Below are 21,614 nucleotides of genomic sequence, written 5' to 3'. Positions count from 1 at the left end.
TGAATAGATACGAAAGTATTTATTATATATATTATAAATTTATAAAATGTACAAACATATTAATTTAAAATTAATATTTTAAAACATTAGTATATACTTTATTTGCTTATCAACAAAAAAATTACTTACATATGTTATATAGTATAATACTATATTTTTTATTTCAATATTCGTCTAATTTTATATATTATTTATTGTAATAATTAAATACATTATTTTATAAAGAAATATATTTAAGATGCTCAAATATTCCCCAGAACAATTTATTTCTGGGGATTAAAATATTTAATTTATAAATTATTTATTTTACTGAAATTACATCATACCGCCCATACCGCCCATACCGCCCATACCGCCACCAGCAGAAGGTGAACTTATATCTGATTTTTCTTCTTTAGATAAATCTGTAACCATACATTCTGTAGTAATCATTAATCCAGCAACTGATGCTGCATATTGTAGAGCAGATCTTGTAACTTTAGTTGGATCTAATATGCCAAAGTCAATCATATTGCCATATTCATCAGTAGCAGCGTTATATCCATAATTACCTTTACCATCTTTTACATTGTTAGTAACGACAGATGGTTCTTCACCTGAGTTAGAAACAATTTGACGTAAAGGAGCTTCCATAGCGCGTACGGCAACTCTGATACCAACGTTTTGATCTTCATTATCACTTAACATTTTAGAAATCTTTGCAGCTACACGTACTAAAGCAACTCCTCCTCCTGGAACTACTCCTTCTTCTACAGCTGCTCTTGTAGCATGTAATGCATCTTCTACACGTGCTTTTTTCTCTTTCATTTCTACTTCTGTAGCTGCTCCGACTTTAAGAACAGCGACTCCTCCAGATAATTTTGCTAAACGTTCATTTAACTTTTCTTTATCGTAGTCAGAAGTAGCTTCTTGAATTTGTTGGCGAATTTGACTAATTCTATTTTGTATAGAGTACTTGTCACCTACTCCGCCTATAATTGTAGTGGTGTCTTTGGTAATAACTACTCTTTTAGCTTGTCCTAAATCTTCTAAAGTAGATTTTTCTAATTCCATAGCTAATTCTTCAGATATTACTGAACCATTTGTTAGTATTGAAATATCTTGAATCATAGCTTTTCTTCTATCACCAAAACCTGGAGCTTTAACAGCAGCAACTTTTACTATACCTCTCATTGAGTTTACAACTAAAGTAGCTAATGCTTCTCCTTCTAAATCTTCTGATATAATTAATAAAGGCTTTCCTGATTTTGCAACAGCTTCTAATATTGGTAATAATTCTCTTACATTAGATATTTTCTTATCTGCCATTAATATATACGGATTTTCTAATTCTACTAAACCTGTTTCCGGTTTATTTATGAAATAAGGAGATAAATATCCTCTATCAAACTGCATACCTTTTACTACTTCTAATTCATTTTGAAGACCAGTACCTTCTTCTACAGTAATTACTCCGTCATTTCCTACTTTTTCCATAGCTTCTGCTATTAATGTTCCTACTTTTTCGTCAGCATTAGCAGATATTGTTCCTACTTGAGTAATAGCTTTAGAATCAGAACAAGGAACAGATAGTTTTTTTAGTTCCTCGACAGCATTGATTACTGCTTTATCGATTCCTCTTTTTAAATCCATAGGATTCATTCCTGCTGCTACTGCTTTAAGGCCTTCGTTAACTATAGCTTGTGCTAATAAAGTTGCAGTAGTAGTACCATCACCAGCTGCATCGTTTGCTTTTGATGCAACTTCTTTTACCATTTGAGCACCCATGTTTTCAAATTTGTCTTCTAATTCAATTTCACGAGCAACAGAAACACCATCTTTAGTAATACTTGGCGCTCCAAAAGATTTATCTAATACTACATTTCTTCCTTTTGGACCTAAAGTTACTTTAACTGCATCAGCAAGTACATTAACACCTCTAAGCATTTTTATACGAGCTTCGTTACCAAATTTTACATCTTTAGCTGCCATCTTAATGTTTTCCTTTAAATAAATGTGTATATTTTTAGTCAATAAAGTTATTAGTAATATTGTATTTATTCAACAATTGCTAAAATGTCACTTTCATTTAAAATTAAAACTTCATCATTATCAATTTTTTCAGTTTTAGCACCATATCCTTCATTAAAAATTACTATATCATTTACTTTAACATCTAATGGTTTAATGTTACCATTATCTAAAATACGACCATTACCAACTGCTAAAACTGTGCCTCGAGTAGATTTTCCTGCTGCTGATCCAGTTAGTACTATACCACCAGCTGATTTAGACTCGATTTCATTGCGTTTAACAATAATACGATCATGCAATGGGCGAATTCTCATTATAATAAATCTCCTATTATATTTTATTATTTATATAATACTAACTATGAACTTATATATTACTTCTCTTAAGTATATATATAAGGGTATTCATGGACAGTTTCAAGAAAAATTTTTAAAATTTTAATAACAAAATTAAAATTCTTTGATATTATAACATACATATGTGTATTAATCATGTTTTATATTTTTAAAAACTTAAATAAACTTTTTAATTTGTTTAAATTTAATAAAATAATTGACATTACCTTATATTTAAGATATTTATTGTACATTATGCCCGAATAGCTCAGTTGGTAGAGCAGGGGACTGAAAATCCCCGTGTCGGTGGTTCAATTCCGCCTTCGGGCATTTTAAAATACATTAATTTTTGACAATAAGTTTTTATTATAAAATAGTTATTTTTTTTTAATATTTATTTAATAAATATGTTTACATACGTATGCTTTAAATAAAAAAAATAATAAAATTGTTTATAAATACTTATTTGGAATGTTTTGAGTACATATGATGTTTATAAATAGTTTTTTAACTATTTTAAGTGTTTCGAGATTGATAGTTTATGCTAATAATATTAGTTGTAATTTGAATATTTTTTATATTTGTTATTAATAATGTTCAAAGTAGTATTTTTAATACTTTTGTGATGATTTTTTAGAAAATTTATTAATATTTAATATTTAATAAATAAGTTTTAAAGAAAAATATCACAACTATGATAAAAAATAATTTTATATTTTATGTAACATTCAATATTTAAAATTTGTTAGTAAATAGCTTATAACAAAATTATTAATTTTTTTATTTCTTTAATTAATATATCAAATTGTTAATAAATTTTTTAAAAATTTATATTGTTATAAAGAATTATATAACATTATTTACCCACACAGAAATTAGAAAAAATTTGATTTAATAGATCTTCAGAAGTAAAAGTTCCTGTAATATTATCTAAATACATTTGTGATAAACGCATATGTTCAGCTATTAATTCTATTTTTTTTAATTTTTCCCATTTTCTTTTTCCTTTGATTAATTCTAACAAACATTTATTTAAATAATGTAAATGACGATCGCGTGCTGAAAATTGTTCTTTATTTAAAGTAATACTTTTATTAAATACACTTTTTTTTAATAAATGTTGACGTAATAAATTAATACCTATGTTTTTTTTGGAGGATATATACACATGATCAATTGATTTCATTGTTTTCAATTTATATTTTTTTTTAGTAAGGTCACATTTGTTAACAACAATAGTACGTGGGATACTTGGTGGAATTTTATTTAAAATACGTGTATGTATTTGTTCATTTACATTAATATTATCAATTACATATAATATATGATGTGATTTGTTAACTGTTTTCCACGCTTTTTTAATACCAATTAATTCAATAATATTGTTAGTTTTTCTTAAACCTGCTGTATCATTAATACGAAATATATTTCCTTCTATATTTATATAATTTTGAATTACATCTCTTGTAGTTCCTTCAATGTTTGTGACAATAGCTAAATTTTTTAATGATAAAGCGTTTAGTAAGCTAGATTTTCCAACATTAGGTAATCCTATAATAGTTATTTTAAAACCATTTCTTATAATAGTTCCTTGATAAGCTGATTTTATTACCTTTTTTAAAAAAATAATTAAAGTTGTCAATTTTATATTTAATGTATTTTCTACAAACTTATCATCAACTTCTTCGAAATTAATTGATGATTCTATAATTGTTCTTATTGAAATAATAGATATTAAAATCTTTTGAATGTTTTTTAAAAACACACCTTGCATAGAATTTAATGATGCTCTAGCTGATTGTTCTGATTCTGCATTTATCAAATCAGCAATAGCTTCTGCTTGTGATAAATCTATTTTACCATTTAAAAAAGCACGTTTTGAGAATTCTCCAGGTGTAGCAAATCGTAGACCAGGTATGCTTAGAATTGTTTTTAGAATTAGATTGATTAAAATTGGATTACCATGCCCTTGGAGTTCTAATATATTTTCTCCAGTGAATGAATAAGGAGCAGGAAACCATATTCCTATACCTTGATCTATTATACAATTATTATTATCGAAAAAGTTTAAATAATGAGCATATCTAGGACTAGGTATTTTTTTTAAAACTTTCATACATACTTCAGGAGCTTTTTCTCCTGAAATTCTTACAATAGCTACTCCAGATTTTCCTTCAGGGGTAATTTGTGCAACAATAGTATCTGTTTTGTTCATAAGATTTTTTTATATAAATTATTTTTTAATATTTATTTTTTATAAATCGTATATTTTTTTAATATTTTTAAAATTTTAATTTATTTCATTTTTTAAAGTTATACGAAACTAACCATTGTTGTATAACAGTTAACAAGTTATTTATTATATAATATAAAACTAATCCAGACGGAAACCATAAAAAAAAAGTTGTTAATACTAAAGGCATAACATTCATAATATTTTGTTGATTTTTGTCTAAGGTAATATTATTTGGGGAAGTTTTTTGAACTAACAACATAGTGCTGCCCATAAGTATAGGTAGTATATAATAAGGATCTTTGTTAGATAAATCATGAATCCATAATATAAATGGTGCATGTCTTAACTCTACTGATCCCATAAGCATGTAGTACAGAGCTAAAAAAATAGGCATTTGAATTAACATAGGCAAACACCCTCCTAAAGGATTTATTTTATTAATTTTATATAAATTTATAATTTCTTGGCTTAATTTTTTTTTATCGTTTTTATATTTGTTTTTTATAATATTTATTTCAGGTTGAATCGTACGCATTTTTGTCATAGACACACATTGTATCTTAAATAAAGGAAACATAATAGCTTTCATAATAAAAGTTATTAAAATGATAGAAAAACCCCAATTGCTAATTTTTTGGTGTATTAAATTAAGTAATTGGAATAATGGTTGTGAAAGAAACCATAACCAACCGTAATCTATAGTTAATTCAAGATTATTTGCTGTTAAAGCCATTTTGTCTTGAATTTTAGGTCCAACCCAAAGTTTAGAGTAAATTGTATGTTTTAAATATGGTTTAATTTGATGAACGTTTGATTTATAACCAATAGTTACTATTCCATTACCTAAATTATTAGTATAAATAGTATTTTCTATATTATTATTAGGTATCCATGCTGTAACAAAATATTGTTGTAACATAGATATCCATTGAACTTTAGTATGTATATAAATATTTTTATTATTTAGAATATCATTAAAATTATGTTTGTGAAATTTATCAGTTATTGTTGAAAAAGCTGCACCTCTAAAAGATCTAAATGTATTATCAGAAGTATCAAAATCTAATTTTTTAGATTTATCTGCTGTTTGTTTTAATTGATTAAACATAATAACTTTTAAACATTTATTAGTGTTATTAAATATATCGAAATTAACTTTAATGTTATATTGTTTAGGGGTAAATATAAATGTTTTTACAATAACTACTCCTTCTTTAGATTTCCATGTCATAGGAACTCTTATTTCATGATCTCCAGTATTTAATTTAAAAGAATTTTTTGAAGTAATGTAATGAGGTCTTCGATTATAAATAGGATTATCTGGCCCATCAATACCTATTAGACCACTTTGAGCTTGATATATAAAATTTTTAGAAGTATCTAATAGGCGGTAATAATTTAAAGAATTCAATTTTTTTTTATATTTTAATAAATCAACTTTTTCAATATCTCCTCCATATTTGTTAATAACTAATTTTAAAACATCTGTTTGAATTACAACTTTATCTTTTAAATACTCAACATTATTTATGTTATTAAAATGTTGAGTTTTAGTGTATTGTCGACTTGTTTTATGTAAGTCATTAGATGATTTTTCATACCATATATACCAAAATAAAACTATAAGTATTAAAAAAATAAAAATTGTACAATTACGTTTAAAATCCATTATTAATATTCTCGTTAATTAGTGTTTTTTAAAAGGGTTATCTATTCCACCTGTATATAAAGGTTGACATTTTAATATTCTTTTGAATATTAACCATATACTTTTAAATAAATTAACATTATTTAACATTTGAATAGCATATTGAGAACAAGATGGATAATACCGACAATGTGGTTGTATTAAAATGCTAATATATTTTTGATATATTTTAATACATAAAATTAACGTTTTAGTAATATTTGACAATAACGTAACCATAAAAGCTCCAATTTTGTTATTAATATAATATTATTATCTAACAATTTTATTTTTTTTTTCGCTATCACAATATAATCCATAGCAATCAGTTTATTTTGTGATAGTCTAAATGTTTCTCGGATTAATCTTTTAATTCTATTACGATCATGAGCCTTTTTGATACTTTTACACCCAATTAAAATACCTATACGAGGATATGGTAATATGTTTTTACGAGCTAAAATTATTAACTCTTTATTACTAATTTTAAATGGTTTTTGAAATACGTAAGAAAATTGTGAGGAATTTAATAAACGTAGTTTTTTAGAAAACACAAAACGAATCATGAAATTAATTATAATTTAGTAGAAATAGTTAGACGTAAACGTAATTTAGATCGTCTTCTTGACAAAATATAACGACCGTTTTTAGTAGCCATTCTTGCTCTAAATCCGTGGGATCTGCACTTTTTTAATACAGATGGTTGGAAAGTTCTTTTCATATTTATTCCTAATTTATTAAGACAAGTTTATTAAAAATTATTACTGTTATTTTTTAAATAAATTAAATTTTATATGTTAATATAGTAAAATATATAAATATATATTGATGCAGTTAATATTTAAAACACATGTATAAATTATATTATAATAAAAAAAGTTTTTAATATTGATTAACAATGAATTAGCAAAATGTTTTAACATATTTTAGTTATCGAATAGTTAATTTTTTAAAATATAATGTATTTAAGTTTTAAAAAATACATCATATAAAATGTATGAATGTAGTATTTTCAAAAAAATATATTTTTTATATAACTAATTTAGTTTTAATATAATATTTGATAACTAAAAATAGTTTCTAAGAATTAATAATTATAAAAATATATTTAACAAATTTACATTAACTAATAATCAATACTATATTAAAAAATTTTTAAATAATATCTTAATAAAACAAATTATTAAAATTGTTATCTCACAACGAATATTAAAAAAATATTATTAACAATAAAAAAAATAAATAAATTTTTATAAAATAAAGTTTTTAAAATTTTTTTGGAATTGAAATTAATATTTAACAAAAATTTTGTCATAATACTAACGATAGTTTAAAAAAAATTATTAGTTGTATATCTTAATTTTTAAGTACTAATATTTAATTTTAAAATAATTTTTTTTAAAAAAAATTGTAGTGATTATTAGTAAGTGAATTCATGCATGTTTTTTAATAGAAATTAAAAGTTACATTTTTTGTTTTTATGTAAAAGATTTTTTAAAATAATATTTTATATATTTATATTAAATAATATAAATTTAAAAAAATGTACGTAAAAAACATTTATATAAATAGAATGATATTCTACTTATTAATAATACTTAACGAATTAAACAAATTTAATATTAGTCTGTCATTTAGCTTGTTTAAGTAATAAATTGTTATTTAATATAATGGTTTATTAAACAACAATAATCATTGTTAATTTTTTAATTTAAATATAATAAACTAATAACAATATTATTATTAGTTTATTAAATTATTAAATATCAAGAATAATGAATTCTTTACTATTTATCAGTTGAAGAATTTTTTATTATCATTGGCAAATATATTTTATTAATTAATATTAAATGTTATTTATTATTAATAATAAAAGATATCAAAGGTTTATTTAAATATTATATACAATTTATTTAAAATAACAAAATATATTTTATTATGAATTATAAAAATACTTTAATAAATATAATTTTCTATTAACTAAACACATATTAAAATATCTTTTATATTTTAAATATATTTAAAATATATTTTATATAATATGTTATTTCATAGTATAAACTATGACATTATTTAATGTTGTTAACCTCTTGTAATAAAAATTTCATATAAAATATACAAATACACTAATTATAAAAAATTTACTTATTATATTATATATATAATATAATTATTTTTTAAATTTAATTATTTTTTAATATAAACATTATGAAGTTTACTATAGAAGCATATAAATTACTAAAAAAATTACAATACATAACACCTATTTTACAAAAAAACGACATATCTACTATATTTCAAAACATTTTAATCAAAATAAATCAAAAATGTTTAACGTTAACAGCAAGTAATTTAGAAACTGAGATTGTAGCAAAAATTTATGTGAAAAATTTTTATAGTGCGGGAGAAATTACTGTTTCAGGTAAAAAATTATTAAATATTTGTAAAGGTTTGCCTAGTCAATCAATTGTAAAAATTGAACAAATAGAAAATAATATTTTACAAATAACTACTCTATTTAGTTATTTTAAATTATTAACGTTACCTGCTATGAATTATCCTAAATTATATTTTTCTACTTATCAAGTACAATTTAATATTTCTGAAAAAATTTTTAAGAACGTTATAAAAACTACTCAATTTTGTATGGCAACTAATGATATACAATATTGTTTAAATGGTATGTTATTAGAAATTTATAATAAAACATTAAAGTCTGTGACTACAGATGGACATAGAATGGCTATTTTAAGTGTAGAATTAAATACAAATATATTATCTTATACTGTTATAATATCTAGAAAGAATGTTATTGAAATGGTTAGATTATTAAATGATAGTTCTGAACTAATTATAATATCAATTAATAAAAAAAATTTTAAGTTGAAAATCAATGATATCACATTTACTACAAAATTAATAGAAGGAAATTTCCCTCATTATAAAAAATTAGTTATTAAAAAATTTGATACTATTTTAAAAATAAGTTCGTTACAATTGAAACAATCTTTAACAAGAATTTCTGTTTTATCAGATAAAAAATTTAAAGCTGTGCAATTTTATATTAAAAAAAATTTTTTAAAATTAACTGCTAGTAATGAAGAAGATGAAATAGCAGAAGAAAATATTCAAGTTGATACTGACAATGAAGAAGATATTAAATTTGTTATTAATGCGACTTATATTATAGATATTTTGAATGTCATTAAAGATGATTTTATTTATGTTTTGTTTAATAAGCCTATTTCTACTATTCAAGTACAAAGAGAAATAATTTCTAAAGACTGTTTTATTGTTATGCCTTTAATTTTTTAAAAAAAAAACAATATATTAACGTGATATAATTAATTATTATATTATTAAAAAATTAATTAACAATTGATATTAATCAAAATAATTACGTAATATTAATTAACAAATTATTATTTGTATAATGAATAAATATTGTTTAGTAACAATATTTATAAATAAACTAATATTTTTTAACAAAGGAATATGAATGTCAGTAAATACCTATAATTCATCAAATATAAAAATATTAAAAGGATTAGATGCTGTTAAAAAGCGTCCTGGTATGTATATAGGTAATACAGATGATGGAAGTGGTTTACATCATATGGTATTTGAAGTTGTAGATAATTCAATTGATGAAGCTTTAGCTGGTTATTGTGAAAAAATTACAGTAACTATTAATTTAGATAATTCTATTTCTATTGAAGATAATGGAAGAGGTATTCCAACTGATATCCATCCTGAAGAAGGATTTTCTGCTGCCCAAGTTATTATGACAGTGCTTCATGCTGGAGGTAAATTTGATGATCATTCTTATAAAGTATCAGGTGGTTTACATGGAGTCGGAATTTCGGTAGTTAATGCATTATCAGAAAAATTAGAATTAACTATTTATAGAGATAACAAAGTTTACCAACAAATATATTCTCAAGGTATTCCTTTATTCCCTTTAAAAATAATTGATGATACTACCATTACTGGGACAAAAATTAGATTTTGGCCTAATCTTGAAATATTTACTAATGTAACAAATTTTAAATATGAAATTTTAGAAAAAAGGTTAAGAGAATTATCTTTTCTTAATCCAGGTATTTCTATTTATTTAAATGATATTCGAAAAAAAATTTATCAACAACATTATCATAAAGGAGGTTTGCAATCTTTTATTAATTTTTTACATAAAAATAAAAAAATTATTCATTCTAAAATATTTTATTTTATAGAAGAAAAAAATACTATTACAGTAGAAGTTGGGATACAGTGGAATTCTTCGTTTCAAGAAAAAATATATTGTTTTACTAATAATATCCCTCAAAATTATGGTGGAACTCATTTATCTGGACTTAAGTCAGCATTGACTCGTACTATAAATAATTATATTGAACAAGAAAGCTATATTAAAAAAAATAAATTAATAATTTCTGGAGATGATACTAGAGAAGGATTGACAGCTATTTTATCTATAAAGACACCTAACCCTAAATTTTCTTCACAAACTAAAGAAAAATTAGTTTCTTCTGAAGTAAAGTCTGTAGTAGAGTCGGTGACTATGAAACATTTTATGGAGTATTTATTAGAAAACCCACAAGATTCAAAAATTATTATTACTAAAATTGTTGAATCAGCTCGTTCAAGGGAAGCTGCTAAACGTGCTCGAGAGATGACTCGTAAAAAAAGTTTTTTGGAAATTACAGGGCTTCCTGGTAAATTAGCTGATTGTCAAGAACGTAATCCAGATTTATCTGAAATTTATATAGTAGAAGGAGATTCAGCTGGGGGGTCAGCGAAACAAGGTAGAAATCGTAAAAATCAAGCTATTTTACCTTTAAAAGGAAAAATTTTGAATGTTGAAAAAGCAAAATTTAATAAAATGCTATCTTCTCAAGAAATTGCTAATCTTGTTACAGCATTAGGTTGTGGAGTTGGTAAAAATGAGTTTAACCTTAATAAATTAAGATATCATAGTATTATTATTATGACTGATGCAGATGTTGATGGATCACACATTCGTACATTATTATTAACTTTCTTTTATCGTTATATGCCAGAAATTATTCATAAAGGATATGTATATATCGCTCAACCACCTTTATATAAAATTAAAAATGGTAAAAATGAGCAATATATTAAAGATGATGAAGATATGTCTAGATATCAATTGAAAATAGCTTTACAAAATAGTTTATTTTATATATCTATACCTAATACACAAATAATTCATATTAGTGAATTTAAAAAGTTAATTTTAGAATATAATAATGCTAAGAAAATTATAAAAAATAATATTACTAACATTAGATCTAATGTTTTAAGAACATTAATTTATGAATCTATTCTTTGTCCTTTTAAAGACAAAGATAATGTTTTAAAATGGATGAATAGGATAGTAACACAACTAAATATTACAACGAATAGTTTTAATAAATATAGCTTTGTATTGACAAATAAAACAGGTTCAAACATATTTGAACCTATTTTACAAGAATCTATATATGGAGAAAATTATTCTTACAAATTTAAGTATGATTTTTTTACAAGTGAAATATATAATAAAGTATTATTGTTAAGTAGTAAAATTAATCAATTTATTTCTAAAAAAGCTTATATTAAAAAAAATAGTAAATGTTACTCTTTATTAAATATTGAAAAAACTTTGCACTATTTAGTACGAGATTCACAAAAAGGATTATTTATTCAAAGGTATAAGGGTTTAGGAGAAATGAACCCCAACCAATTATGGGAAACTACAATGGATCCTAGTTGTAGAACTATGTTACAAATTTCTATAAAAGATGCTTTAACAGCTGATAGATTATTTAATATATTAATGGGAGATTATGTTGAACCTAGAAAAAATTTTATTGCATTAAATGCTTTAAAAGCAAAAAATATTGATTTTTAATTGATGGTATATAAATTATATAATTTATATTTACAATTTTATATTTTAAAATTTAAGAAATTAATACTATTGAAATAACAATATTAAACATTATATATTATTACAAATAATAATGAATATTTAACATAATAATATAATTAATCTAGATTAAAATAATTATAATAAAATTATTTTAATCTAGACTTTTTAACAATATCTAAAAAATGTAGTTTTTTAGATATTGTTAAAAACTTTTGATTTAGCAATTTTAGTTTATTATGATTATTAGCATAATGTAAAATATTTTTTTTAATTGTTTCTTTTTTTGCTAACATATCTAGTTCATTCATGTCTGAACTATAAAAAAATTTATCTGCTAAAATTGTTACTTTTATCGGTTGAATTTCTATAATACCACCTGTTATATAAAAATGTTTCTCTGTATTATTGTCATTTAATATATATAACAAGCCAGGTTTTATAGTAGTCAAAAGGTATGTATGGCCTGTATATATTCCTAATTCTCCTTCTATTCCAGATAAGTTTATTTTTTTAACAATATTTGAATAAACATTACATGTAATATTTATTATTTTTAAATGAAAGCTCATTATTTATGATATCCTATATTATGTTTTGCAAATGAAAAGATTTAACAACTTTTAGACTTTGTAATTACATCTTCGATAGAACCTACCATATAAAAAAATTGTTCAGGTAATTCATCAAGTTTTCCATCAAGAATTTGATTAAATCCTTTAATAGTATTTTTTAAAGATACATATTTCCCTTTTAATCCAGTAAATATTTCTCCAACAAAAAAAGGTTGTGATAAAAATTTTTGAACTTTTCTAGCTCTTTTAACTATTAATTTATCATCTTCTGATAATTCATCCATTCCTAAAATAGCTATAATATCTTTTAATTCTTGATAACGTTGTAAAATATTTTGAACTTTTCGGGCAGTATTATAGTGTTCTACTCCTATTATTAAAGGATCTAATTGACGACTTGTTGATAATAAAGGATCGATTGCAGGATATATTCCTAATGACGCAATTTGACGACTTAACGTAATAGTAGAATCTAAATGAGAAAAAGTAGTTGCTGGAGAAGGATCAGTTAAGTCGTCTGCTGGAACATATACTGCTTGAATAGATGTAATTGATCCCTTGTGTGTAGAAGTAATACGTTCTTGTAAAATTCCCATTTCTTCGGATAAAGTAGGTTGATAACCTACAGCTGAAGGAATTCTTCCTAATAAAGCAGATACTTCAGTTCCTGCTAGCGTATAACGATAAATATTATCAATAAATAATAATACATCTTTTCCTTCGTCTCTAAATTTTTCAGCTAAAGTTAATCCTGTAAATGCTACTCTTAATCTATTACCTGCTGGTTCATTCATTTGTCCATAAACAAGAGATATTTTATCTAATACTTTAGATTCTTGCATTTCAACATAGAAATCGTTACCTTCTCTTATTCTTTCTCCTACTCCAGTAAAAACAGAATATCCTGAATGTTCAACAGCAATGTTACGAATTAATTCCATCATATTAACTGTTTTTCCAACTCCAGCTCCACCAAATAATCCTACTTTTCCTCCCTTAGAAAATGGACACATTAAGTCAATGACTTTAATCCCTGTTTCCAAAATAGTATGATTTATAGATTGGTCTGAATAACTTGGAGGGTTTCTGTGAATATTCCAATATTCAACATTTTGATTATTATGACTTTTTAATATACCTTTCCCATCAATGGGTTCACCTAATACATTAATTATTCTACCTAAAGTAGCGTTTCCGACGGGTACTCTAATACCATGTCCTAAATTAGATACTAATAATCCTCTTTTAATTCCTTCAGAAGGACCCATAACAATACATCTGACAATTCCTCCTCCTAATTGCTGCTGAACTTCTAATAATAAATTTATATTATTATTATTTAATTTTAATGCATCATAAATTTTAGGTATAGAAGTGTAAGGAAATTCAACATCAACAATAGTTCCTATCACTTGTACAATTATTCCACTCATTACATTTTTCCTTATAAAACATTAATCTGATATTATAGCTGACATACCTGAGATAATTTCAGTTAACTCTTGAGTAATATTAAATTGACGTGTTTTATTGTGTAGTAACTGCAATTCATTAATAACCTTATTACTGTTATCTGTAGCAGTTTTCATTGCAATCATTCGAGCTGATTGTTCACAAATAAAATTTTCTAAAATACATTTATGTGTTTTAGATTTTAAATAACGATATATTAATTGGTCTAATAAAAATTTTAAATTAGGTTCATATAAATAACTCCAATATTTATTACTGTTGATATTAAGATCATGTTTTAAAGTAATGGGTAATAGCGAAATAATTTTTGGAATTTGTAATGTTTTATTTTTTAAGTAATTACTAGCAATACAAATTTTATCAATGTTTTTAATATTATAATGTTTTATTAATTTTTTAAGTATGTTAAATAAAGAAGTATCATTTTCAATATTTTTAATATTTAGTGATACATCATCTTTTAATGTATTAAAAAAAGTAATACCTTTTGTTCCTAAAATATATAAGTCACATAAAATGTTTTCATGTTTGCAATTATTGATATATTTTATTATTTGTTTAAATAAATTAATATTTAAACTACCACATAATCCTCTATTTGTTGACACAATTATCAAACTTATTCGTTTAACTTTTTTTCTAATAATACAATATTTATTTTGATATTCTATATTGCCATACATAACTTTTGTAATAATTTGAGTTATAGATTGAAAATATGATAGACTGTTATTAATTTTTTTTTGTAATTTACTTATTTTAGTTATTGCTACCATTTCCATTACTTTCGTAATTTTTTGGGTATTACGTACACTATTAATTTTATTTTGTATTTCTTTACTACTGGACATTGATTAAACTCTTATTTTTATTAATACACAATTAATAAAATTCATATTACCAATTATTATCATTTTTAAAATTGGTAATCAAAAATTTTATCTCTTTTATAATATTAGAATCATAACAACCATTATTATCTATTTTTTTCATTAATGTTGAATGATTAAGGTGAGCGTATTTTATTAACAATTCTTCAAATAAAAATATTTTATCTAAAGGTACATCTTGCAATAAAGAGTTTCTAATACTAAATAGTATTAAAGATTGTTCCGATATACTCATTGGAGTATATTGTTTTTGTTTGAAAAGTTCCGTAATTTTTTGACCATGACTTAATTGATTTTTAGTATTTTTGTCTAAATCGGATGAAAATTGAGAAAAAGTAGCTAATTCTCGATATTGAGCTAATGTAGTTCTAATTCCGCTAGATAATTTTTTTATAATTTTAGATTGAGCAGCATTTCCGATTCTTGATACAGAAATACCTGGATTAACTGCTGGATATATACCAGCATTAAACAAACTTGTTTCTAAAAAAATTTGTCCATCTGTTATAGAAATAATATTTGTAGGAATAAAAGCTGATACGTCACCTAATTGAGTTTCAATAATAGGTAAAGCTGTTAATGATCCTGTTTTATTTTTTATTTTCCCTTTGGTCATTTGTTCTACATATTTTGTATTCACAGATGCAGATCTTTCTAATAATCTAGCATGTAAATAAAAAATATCTCCAGGGAATGCTTCTCTTCCAGGAGGTCTTTTTAGTAATAAAGAAATTTGTCGATAAGATACAGCATGTTTAGATAAATCGTCATAAACAATTAAAGCATGCTCCCCTTTATTCCTAAAAAATTCTCCCATAGCGCATCCAGCATATGGTGCAATATATTGTAAAATGGCAGAATCAGATGCAGAAGCAACGATAACAATAGTATTTTGTAATGCTTGATGTTTTTTTAATTTATCTACTACGTTACAAATAGTAGAATTTTTTTGTCCTATGGCTACATAAATACATTTTATACCCGAGTGACATTGATTAATAATAGTATCTATTGCAAGGGCAGTTTTACCTGTTTGTCTATCACCTATAATTAATTCTCTTTGTCCTTGGCCTATAGGAATCATTGCATCTATAATTTTATACCCTGTTTGTAAAGGTTTAGTGATAGCAATACGATCAATAACATTTGGTGCTGGATTCTCAACAGGTGAATATTGGTTGATTTTTAAATCATGTTTTCCATCAATAGGTTCTCCTAAACTATTTAATACTCTGCCTAATAAGTTTGATCCAACAGGTACTTCTAAAATACGCCCAGTGCATCGTACATTCATACCTTCAATTAAATCAATATATGAACCTATTACTACAGCACCTACAGAATCTCTTTCTAAATTTAAAGCAATAGCGTATTTATCACCTGGAAGTAATATCATTTCTCCTTGCATCACATTAGTTAATCCTACGATATGTATAATTCCATCACTTACTGAAATTATTGAACCTTCATTATAGCTTTCAGGAGTAACTTTGAATTGTGCAATACGTTTTTTAATTAACTCACTAATTTCAGTAGCATTTAATCGCATTGAATGTATTATCCTATTAATTATTTTTTTAAAAATTTTTTTAAATTTTTTAAATGATTGCAAATTGAATTATTGATAACATTATTTCCTGATTTAAATATTTTACCACTAATAATTGAGTCATCTATTGTATTGTTAAGATATATTTTTTTTGTAAGTTTATTTTGTATCGTAAATTTAATTTTATTTAAATGTTCTTTATTTATCTTCTTTGAAGAAATTATATTAATATTTGTGATTTCTTTAAAGTTACGTTGATATTCCATAAATTGTAAATAAACATATTTTATTACGTACAAACGTTTATTATTAGAAAGTATTTTAATAAAATTCATAAAGTGATCGTTAATATATTCTTTACATAACTGAAGAAAAATTTCTGTAGAAATTTTTCTTCCTAATATACCAGCTACTATTACTTTTATATCTTTAATATGTGCAATGTAAGTGACTATAGATAACATGTTTTCCCATTCTTTAATTGATTGTTGTTCATGAGAAAACTCAAAAGCTGCTTTAGCGTACGGTCGGGCAATAGTTGTTAATTTTATCATTTTTAATTTGTTAAAAATTATAAGGTTAATTTGAAATTAAATTACTTATCATGCTAATATCTTCATTTGTTTTTAAAGTATCAATAATTATTTTTTTTGCAATTGATACTGATAAGTCACTAATTTCATTTTTTAATTTTTTATAGATTTTTTGACGTTGAACTTCTATATCAAAATATGCTTGAGATATGATTAAATCTCTTTTTTTTATAGCTTCTAATTCAACTTCTGCTAAGATTTTATGTTTATTTATATTTGCTTCTTCTATAATTTTGAATGCGGTACATTTTGCGTTATTAATTGTTTCTTTAATAAGAATTTCTGAATTTTTAAAACTTGATTTAATATCTTTTTGCATTTTTAAAGATTTTTTTAAATTTAGTTGTTTTAATTCTATAGATTGTATTATTGGTGGCCAAATAAATTTCATAGCAATTACAACAAAAATAATAAATGATATTGCTTGCCCTAAAATAGTGATGTTAAAATTCACATTAATATTCCTTTGTTTAAAAATTTGAAATAAATAACTATTATAAATATTTACTATTACTTAATAATTTATAATTAATTTATTAATAGAATTAAACTACAGCAAATAGTAAATATAAACTAATTCCAACTGCAATCATTGGGATTGCATCTATTAAACCCATAATAACGAAAAACTGAGTTCTAAGTATAGGAATAAGATCAGGTTGTCTAGCTGCTCCTTCTAAAAACTTACTACCTAAAATACTTATTCCTATAGCGGCTCCTATTGCTGAAAACCCTAAAATAATAGCTGCAGATAAATATAACATATCTACATTTATATGTTCCATTGTATTTTTTCCTTTTTTCAAAAATTGTTTTTTTTAAATATTTAATGTTTGTTGTTGTGATGTTGTTGTAGTTTTAACTTTTATTTAAAAACATAGATAAATATACAACAGTTAACATCATAAAAATAAAAGCTTGCAAAAAAATTACTAATATATGAAAAATTGCCCAAGGAACACTTAATAACCATTGTAACCACCAAGGAACAAATCCAGAAATTAAAACAAAAACGATTTCTCCTGCGTACATATTTCCAAATAATCGCAAACCTAAAGATACGGGTTTAGATAATAAATTAACACTTTCTAATATAAAGTTAACTATACAAAATAAGGGATGTTTAAAAGGATGAGATATAAATTCTTTAAGAAATCCTTTCATACCTTTGTTTTTAAATCCATAGTATAAAATTAAAAATAAAATGCCAATGGATAACGAAAAAGTGATATTAATATCTGCAGACGGTACAATTCGGATATTACTATATCCAAATATTTTCTGTGCTATAAAAGGAAATAAGTCAACAGGGATAAGATCCATGCAATTCATTAGAAATACCCAAATAAATATAGTAAAACTTAAAGGAGCAAGTAATTGATTTTTTCCTTTATAAATTTCTTGAATATTATTTTTTATAAAGGAGGTTATTAATTCTATGCTTATTTGTAATTTATTTGGTTCTTCAACAGTTATCGTTTGAGTGAACATATAAAATGTTCCTAAAAACAATATTCCTAATACAATAGAAAAAAATATTGAATCTATATTCAAATACCAAAAGTTGTTGACATTTTCTTTATAATCTACCAATTGTAAACTACGCATGTCTATTTGTAAATGTTTCAAATGATGACTTATGTAATTTTTTGGATTTGTCCAATAATTTTCCGTCATAAATATAATTTCCCTTTACTTGTAAAAAATTTTTTGTGAAAATTATTAAAATATATGCTAATTTAAATGTAATACATGTATATACATAATACTATTCTTAGTTATTTTGAATTTTTAGAAAATTTATTTTTTTTTAAATCATTATTTTTTTTGCAATCTAAAATACTAATAAAATAACAATAATATTGTTTAGCATTCATATACATTATTACTTAATATATATCAAACTTGTTACTATTCATTCAATATTTTTTATTAAAAAGTTTATTAAAAAATAAGGAACATTTTTTAGTTTTATATTTGTAAAAAAATTACAACTCAAATACATATGAGTATTTGTATAAATAACTGTATAAATATGTGTTTTTATGTAAATACTATAGATTATTTATGTACTGATAATTACACTTTATGCACAGATATTTATATAATAAAAGATTAATTTAATTATATAAAAAACGAAACTATTTTTTTTGTAGTATTAAAAAAATTTTGAAGTGAATAAAATATTATTTTACATAATAATTTTTTTAAAAAATTATTAAAAAAACACATTAATAAACTATTTTTTTATAATTTTTTTTTTTGAAATATATAAGTAAAATAGATATTGCGGCCGGTGTAATTCCTCCGATACGAGATGCTTGACCTATAGACACTGGTTTATAAGCGTTTAATTTAGATATAGTTTCTAATGACAAACTTTGAATTTTATTGTAATTAAAATTTATAGGTAACACAAAATGTTCATGGTCAATATGCTTTTGGATTTCTTTATTTTGTCGATTGATGTAACCTTCATATTTTATATTTAATTCTACTTGACGAACAGCTTCTAAGTCCTGTACCTGATTATAATTACAATTGTTTAATTGTTTTAAAATATTTAAAGAAACCTCGGGTCTTTTAAGTAAACTTGTATAAGTAGTATCACGTTTAATATGAATTCCAGTCATTTTTTTTAAAATATTAGCATTTATAGTGTTAGGACTAATTTTGTAATTATTTAATTCGTTTTTTTCTTGTTTGATGTTAGAAATTTTTTCAATGTATCGTTTCCATCTTATTTTGTTAATTAAACCTAATTTTTTCCCTATTGGAGTTAATCTTAAATCTGCATTATCTTCTCTTAAATATAATCGATGCTCTGCTCTAGATGTAAAAATTCTATATGGTTCTTCCGTTCCTCTGGTACATAAATCATCTATCAAAACTCCCATATATGCTTCGTGTCTTTTAGGGAACCATCCTTTGGAATTAGATACATATAAAGATGCATTGATTCCTGCTAATAACCCTTGTGCTGCTGCTTCTTCATATCCAGTAGTGCCATTAATTTGACCAGCAAAGAATAAACCTTTAACTAATTTGCTTTCTAAAGTTAAATATAGATCTCTAGGATCAAAATAATCGTACTCAACAGCATATCCTGGACATGCTATTTTTGATCGTTCTAAACCTTTTATAGAAGTTATTAAAGATTTTTGAATATCAATAGGAAAGCATGTAGAAATACCATTAGGATAAATAATATGTGTTGAAAGTCCTTCTGGTTCTAAAAAAATTTGATGGCTGGATTTATTTGGAAAACGTACTATTTTATCTTCAATGGAAGGACAGTATCTAGGTCCAATTCCTTTTAATTTACCTGAATAAATAGGATTTTTTTTTAAATTTTTACGTATAATATCATGTGTTTTTTCATTAGTATGTGTAATGTGACAAGCAATTTGTAAATTAGTATTGTGAAACAAATAGTTATTTATAAAAGAAAAAAAAGGTGGAGGTGTATCTCCTTGTTGTGTTTCTAAAACATTAAAATTTATAGTATTTCCATCAATTCTAGGAGGCGTTCCTGTTTTTAATCTTTTAATTCGGAAAGGTAGTTTGTGTAGTTGATTAGATAGTTTTATTGAAGATTTATCTCCTTTACGACCTCCCATACTACAAGTATCACCAATAAATATTTTACCAGATAAAAAAGTTCCAGTTGTCAAAATAACAGATTTACTTCTAAATTTATTGCCGGTATTAGTGTTAACTCCATTAATAACATTTCCATTTAAACATAGACTCGTTACTTCTTCTGCTAAGATTGTTAAATTAATTTGATTTTGTAAGTATTTTAAAATTGCATTACGATATAAGATTCTATCTGCTTGTGCTCTAGTAGATTGAACAGATGCTCCTTTTTTAGTATTTAACATTCTAAATTGAATTCCTGATTGATCAATAGCTTGACCCATGACGCCGCCTAGCGCATCAATTTCTTTAACCAATTGACCTTTTCCAATTCCACCTATTGAAGGATTACAAGATAGAACTCCAATTGTAGATATATTTTGAGTTATAAGTAAAGTTTTACAACCCATTCTAGAGGATGCCATAGCAGCTTCTGTTCCTGCATGTCCTCCGCCTATTATAATTATTTCGAAAATTTTAGAATTATCCATAAATTATTATTCTTTTTCTAATAAGTATTGAAATATGTTATAAAATTTAGTAATTCTAATTATTGTAAAACAAAATAAAAAAAAAAGAAATAAAGAAAAAAAAACAAAGAAAAAAGAAATAAAGAAAAAAGAAATAAAGAAAAAAGAAATAAAGAAAAAAGAATTTTTTAAATAATTTTGTTAATTTAAAAATATAGTTAA

18 protein-coding genes and 1 tRNA gene are annotated in these 21,614 nt (G+C 23.7%); 3 read left to right on the top strand and 16 right to left on the bottom strand.

Annotation, left to right across the window (positions count from 1 at the left end; all coding sequences use genetic code 11):
* Positions 1-315: 315 nt before the first annotated feature.
* Together groL and BUCNMO_RS00090 are read right to left on the bottom strand one after the other, a co-directional pair.
* Positions 316-1,971: a chaperonin GroEL gene (gene groL / locus BUCNMO_RS00095; protein WP_158344473.1), complete on the bottom strand. Its 1,656-nt coding sequence runs from the start codon at positions 1,969-1,971 to the stop codon at positions 316-318.
* Positions 1,972-2,036: 65 nt separating this feature from the next.
* Positions 2,037-2,327, bottom strand: coding sequence for a co-chaperone GroES (locus tag BUCNMO_RS00090; protein WP_158344471.1), 291 nt, complete (start codon positions 2,325-2,327; stop codon positions 2,037-2,039).
* Positions 2,328-2,605: 278 nt separating this feature from the next.
* Between BUCNMO_RS00090 and BUCNMO_RS00085 the strand changes: the two genes are divergently transcribed.
* Positions 2,606-2,678, top strand: a tRNA-Phe gene (locus BUCNMO_RS00085).
* A gap of 526 nt (positions 2,679-3,204) precedes the next feature.
* On the opposite strand, the gene mnmE is transcribed toward BUCNMO_RS00085, so the two are convergent.
* The 5 genes from mnmE to rpmH form a co-directional block, all read right to left on the bottom strand.
* Positions 3,205-4,563 carry a tRNA uridine-5-carboxymethylaminomethyl(34) synthesis GTPase MnmE gene (mnmE, locus tag BUCNMO_RS00080; RefSeq protein ID WP_158344469.1) on the bottom strand — a complete coding sequence of 453 codons (1,359 nt, stop codon included), beginning with the start codon at positions 4,561-4,563 and terminating at the stop codon, positions 3,205-3,207.
* Between the two features lie 85 nt (positions 4,564-4,648).
* On the bottom strand, positions 4,649-6,253 hold the full coding sequence (gene yidC / locus BUCNMO_RS00075; protein ID WP_158344467.1) for a membrane protein insertase YidC: 1,605 nt from the start codon (positions 6,251-6,253) through the stop codon (positions 4,649-4,651).
* Positions 6,254-6,271: 18 nt separating this feature from the next.
* Entirely contained in the window at positions 6,272-6,511 is a 240-nt protein-coding gene (gene yidD / locus BUCNMO_RS00070; protein WP_158344465.1) for a membrane protein insertion efficiency factor YidD, read from the bottom strand.
* Positions 6,475-6,837: a ribonuclease P protein component gene (rnpA, locus tag BUCNMO_RS00065; protein WP_158344463.1), complete on the bottom strand. Its 363-nt coding sequence runs from the start codon at positions 6,835-6,837 to the stop codon at positions 6,475-6,477. Before rnpA ends, yidD begins: the two co-directional genes overlap by 37 nt.
* Before the next feature lie 8 nt (positions 6,838-6,845).
* The gene (rpmH, locus tag BUCNMO_RS00060; RefSeq protein ID WP_158344461.1) at positions 6,846-6,992 is read right to left on the bottom strand and encodes a 50S ribosomal protein L34; all 147 of its coding nucleotides are present in this window, start codon (positions 6,990-6,992) and stop codon (positions 6,846-6,848) included.
* 1,487 nt (positions 6,993-8,479) lie between these two features.
* Between rpmH and dnaN the strand changes: the two genes are divergently transcribed.
* The gene (dnaN, locus tag BUCNMO_RS00055; RefSeq protein ID WP_158344459.1) at positions 8,480-9,586 is read left to right on the top strand and encodes a DNA polymerase III subunit beta; all 1,107 of its coding nucleotides are present in this window, start codon (positions 8,480-8,482) and stop codon (positions 9,584-9,586) included.
* A gap of 184 nt (positions 9,587-9,770) precedes the next feature.
* Positions 9,771-12,185 (top strand): DNA topoisomerase (ATP-hydrolyzing) subunit B, encoded by a 2,415-nt coding sequence (gyrB, locus tag BUCNMO_RS00050; protein ID WP_158344457.1) that lies wholly within the window; start codon positions 9,771-9,773, stop codon positions 12,183-12,185.
* A 167-nt stretch (positions 12,186-12,352) separates the two neighbouring features.
* On the opposite strand, the gene atpC is transcribed toward gyrB, so the two are convergent.
* The 9 genes from atpC to mnmG form a co-directional block, all read right to left on the bottom strand.
* Complete coding sequence (atpC, locus tag BUCNMO_RS00045; RefSeq protein WP_158344455.1) at positions 12,353-12,775, bottom strand: ATP synthase F1 subunit epsilon; 423 nt, start codon at positions 12,773-12,775, stop codon at positions 12,353-12,355.
* Positions 12,776-12,816: 41 nt separating this feature from the next.
* The gene (atpD, locus tag BUCNMO_RS00040; RefSeq protein WP_158344453.1) at positions 12,817-14,211 is read right to left on the bottom strand and encodes a F0F1 ATP synthase subunit beta; all 1,395 of its coding nucleotides are present in this window, start codon (positions 14,209-14,211) and stop codon (positions 12,817-12,819) included.
* A 21-nt stretch (positions 14,212-14,232) separates the two neighbouring features.
* Entirely contained in the window at positions 14,233-15,102 is an 870-nt protein-coding gene (gene atpG / locus BUCNMO_RS00035; RefSeq protein ID WP_158344451.1) for an ATP synthase F1 subunit gamma, read from the bottom strand.
* Between the two features lie 46 nt (positions 15,103-15,148).
* Positions 15,149-16,690, bottom strand: a complete 1,542-nt coding sequence (gene atpA / locus BUCNMO_RS00030; protein WP_158344449.1) for a F0F1 ATP synthase subunit alpha — start codon at positions 16,688-16,690, stop codon at positions 15,149-15,151.
* Between the two features lie 20 nt (positions 16,691-16,710).
* Entirely contained in the window at positions 16,711-17,244 is a 534-nt protein-coding gene (locus BUCNMO_RS00025; protein WP_158344447.1) for a F0F1 ATP synthase subunit delta, read from the bottom strand.
* Between the two features lie 25 nt (positions 17,245-17,269).
* A complete protein-coding gene (gene atpF, locus BUCNMO_RS00020; protein ID WP_160118314.1) occupies positions 17,270-17,737 on the bottom strand; it encodes a F0F1 ATP synthase subunit B in 468 nt (155 codons plus the stop codon).
* A 91-nt stretch (positions 17,738-17,828) separates the two neighbouring features.
* Positions 17,829-18,068, bottom strand: coding sequence for a F0F1 ATP synthase subunit C (atpE, locus tag BUCNMO_RS00015; RefSeq protein WP_158344443.1), 240 nt, complete (start codon positions 18,066-18,068; stop codon positions 17,829-17,831).
* A gap of 73 nt (positions 18,069-18,141) precedes the next feature.
* Positions 18,142-18,960, bottom strand: a complete 819-nt coding sequence (atpB, locus tag BUCNMO_RS00010) for a F0F1 ATP synthase subunit A (RefSeq protein ID WP_158344441.1) — start codon at positions 18,958-18,960, stop codon at positions 18,142-18,144.
* A gap of 554 nt (positions 18,961-19,514) precedes the next feature.
* A complete protein-coding gene (mnmG, locus tag BUCNMO_RS00005) occupies positions 19,515-21,413 on the bottom strand; it encodes a tRNA uridine-5-carboxymethylaminomethyl(34) synthesis enzyme MnmG (protein WP_158344438.1) in 1,899 nt (632 codons plus the stop codon).
* Positions 21,414-21,614: the final 201 nt, after the last annotated feature.

The organism is Buchnera aphidicola (Nipponaphis monzeni), assembly GCF_006741185.1.
Classification (GTDB): Bacteria; Pseudomonadota; Gammaproteobacteria; order Enterobacterales; family Enterobacteriaceae; genus Buchnera_H; species Buchnera_H aphidicola_T.
The sequence above is the reverse complement of the archived record's forward strand: the minus strand, read 5'-3'. Positions and strand labels throughout refer to the sequence as shown.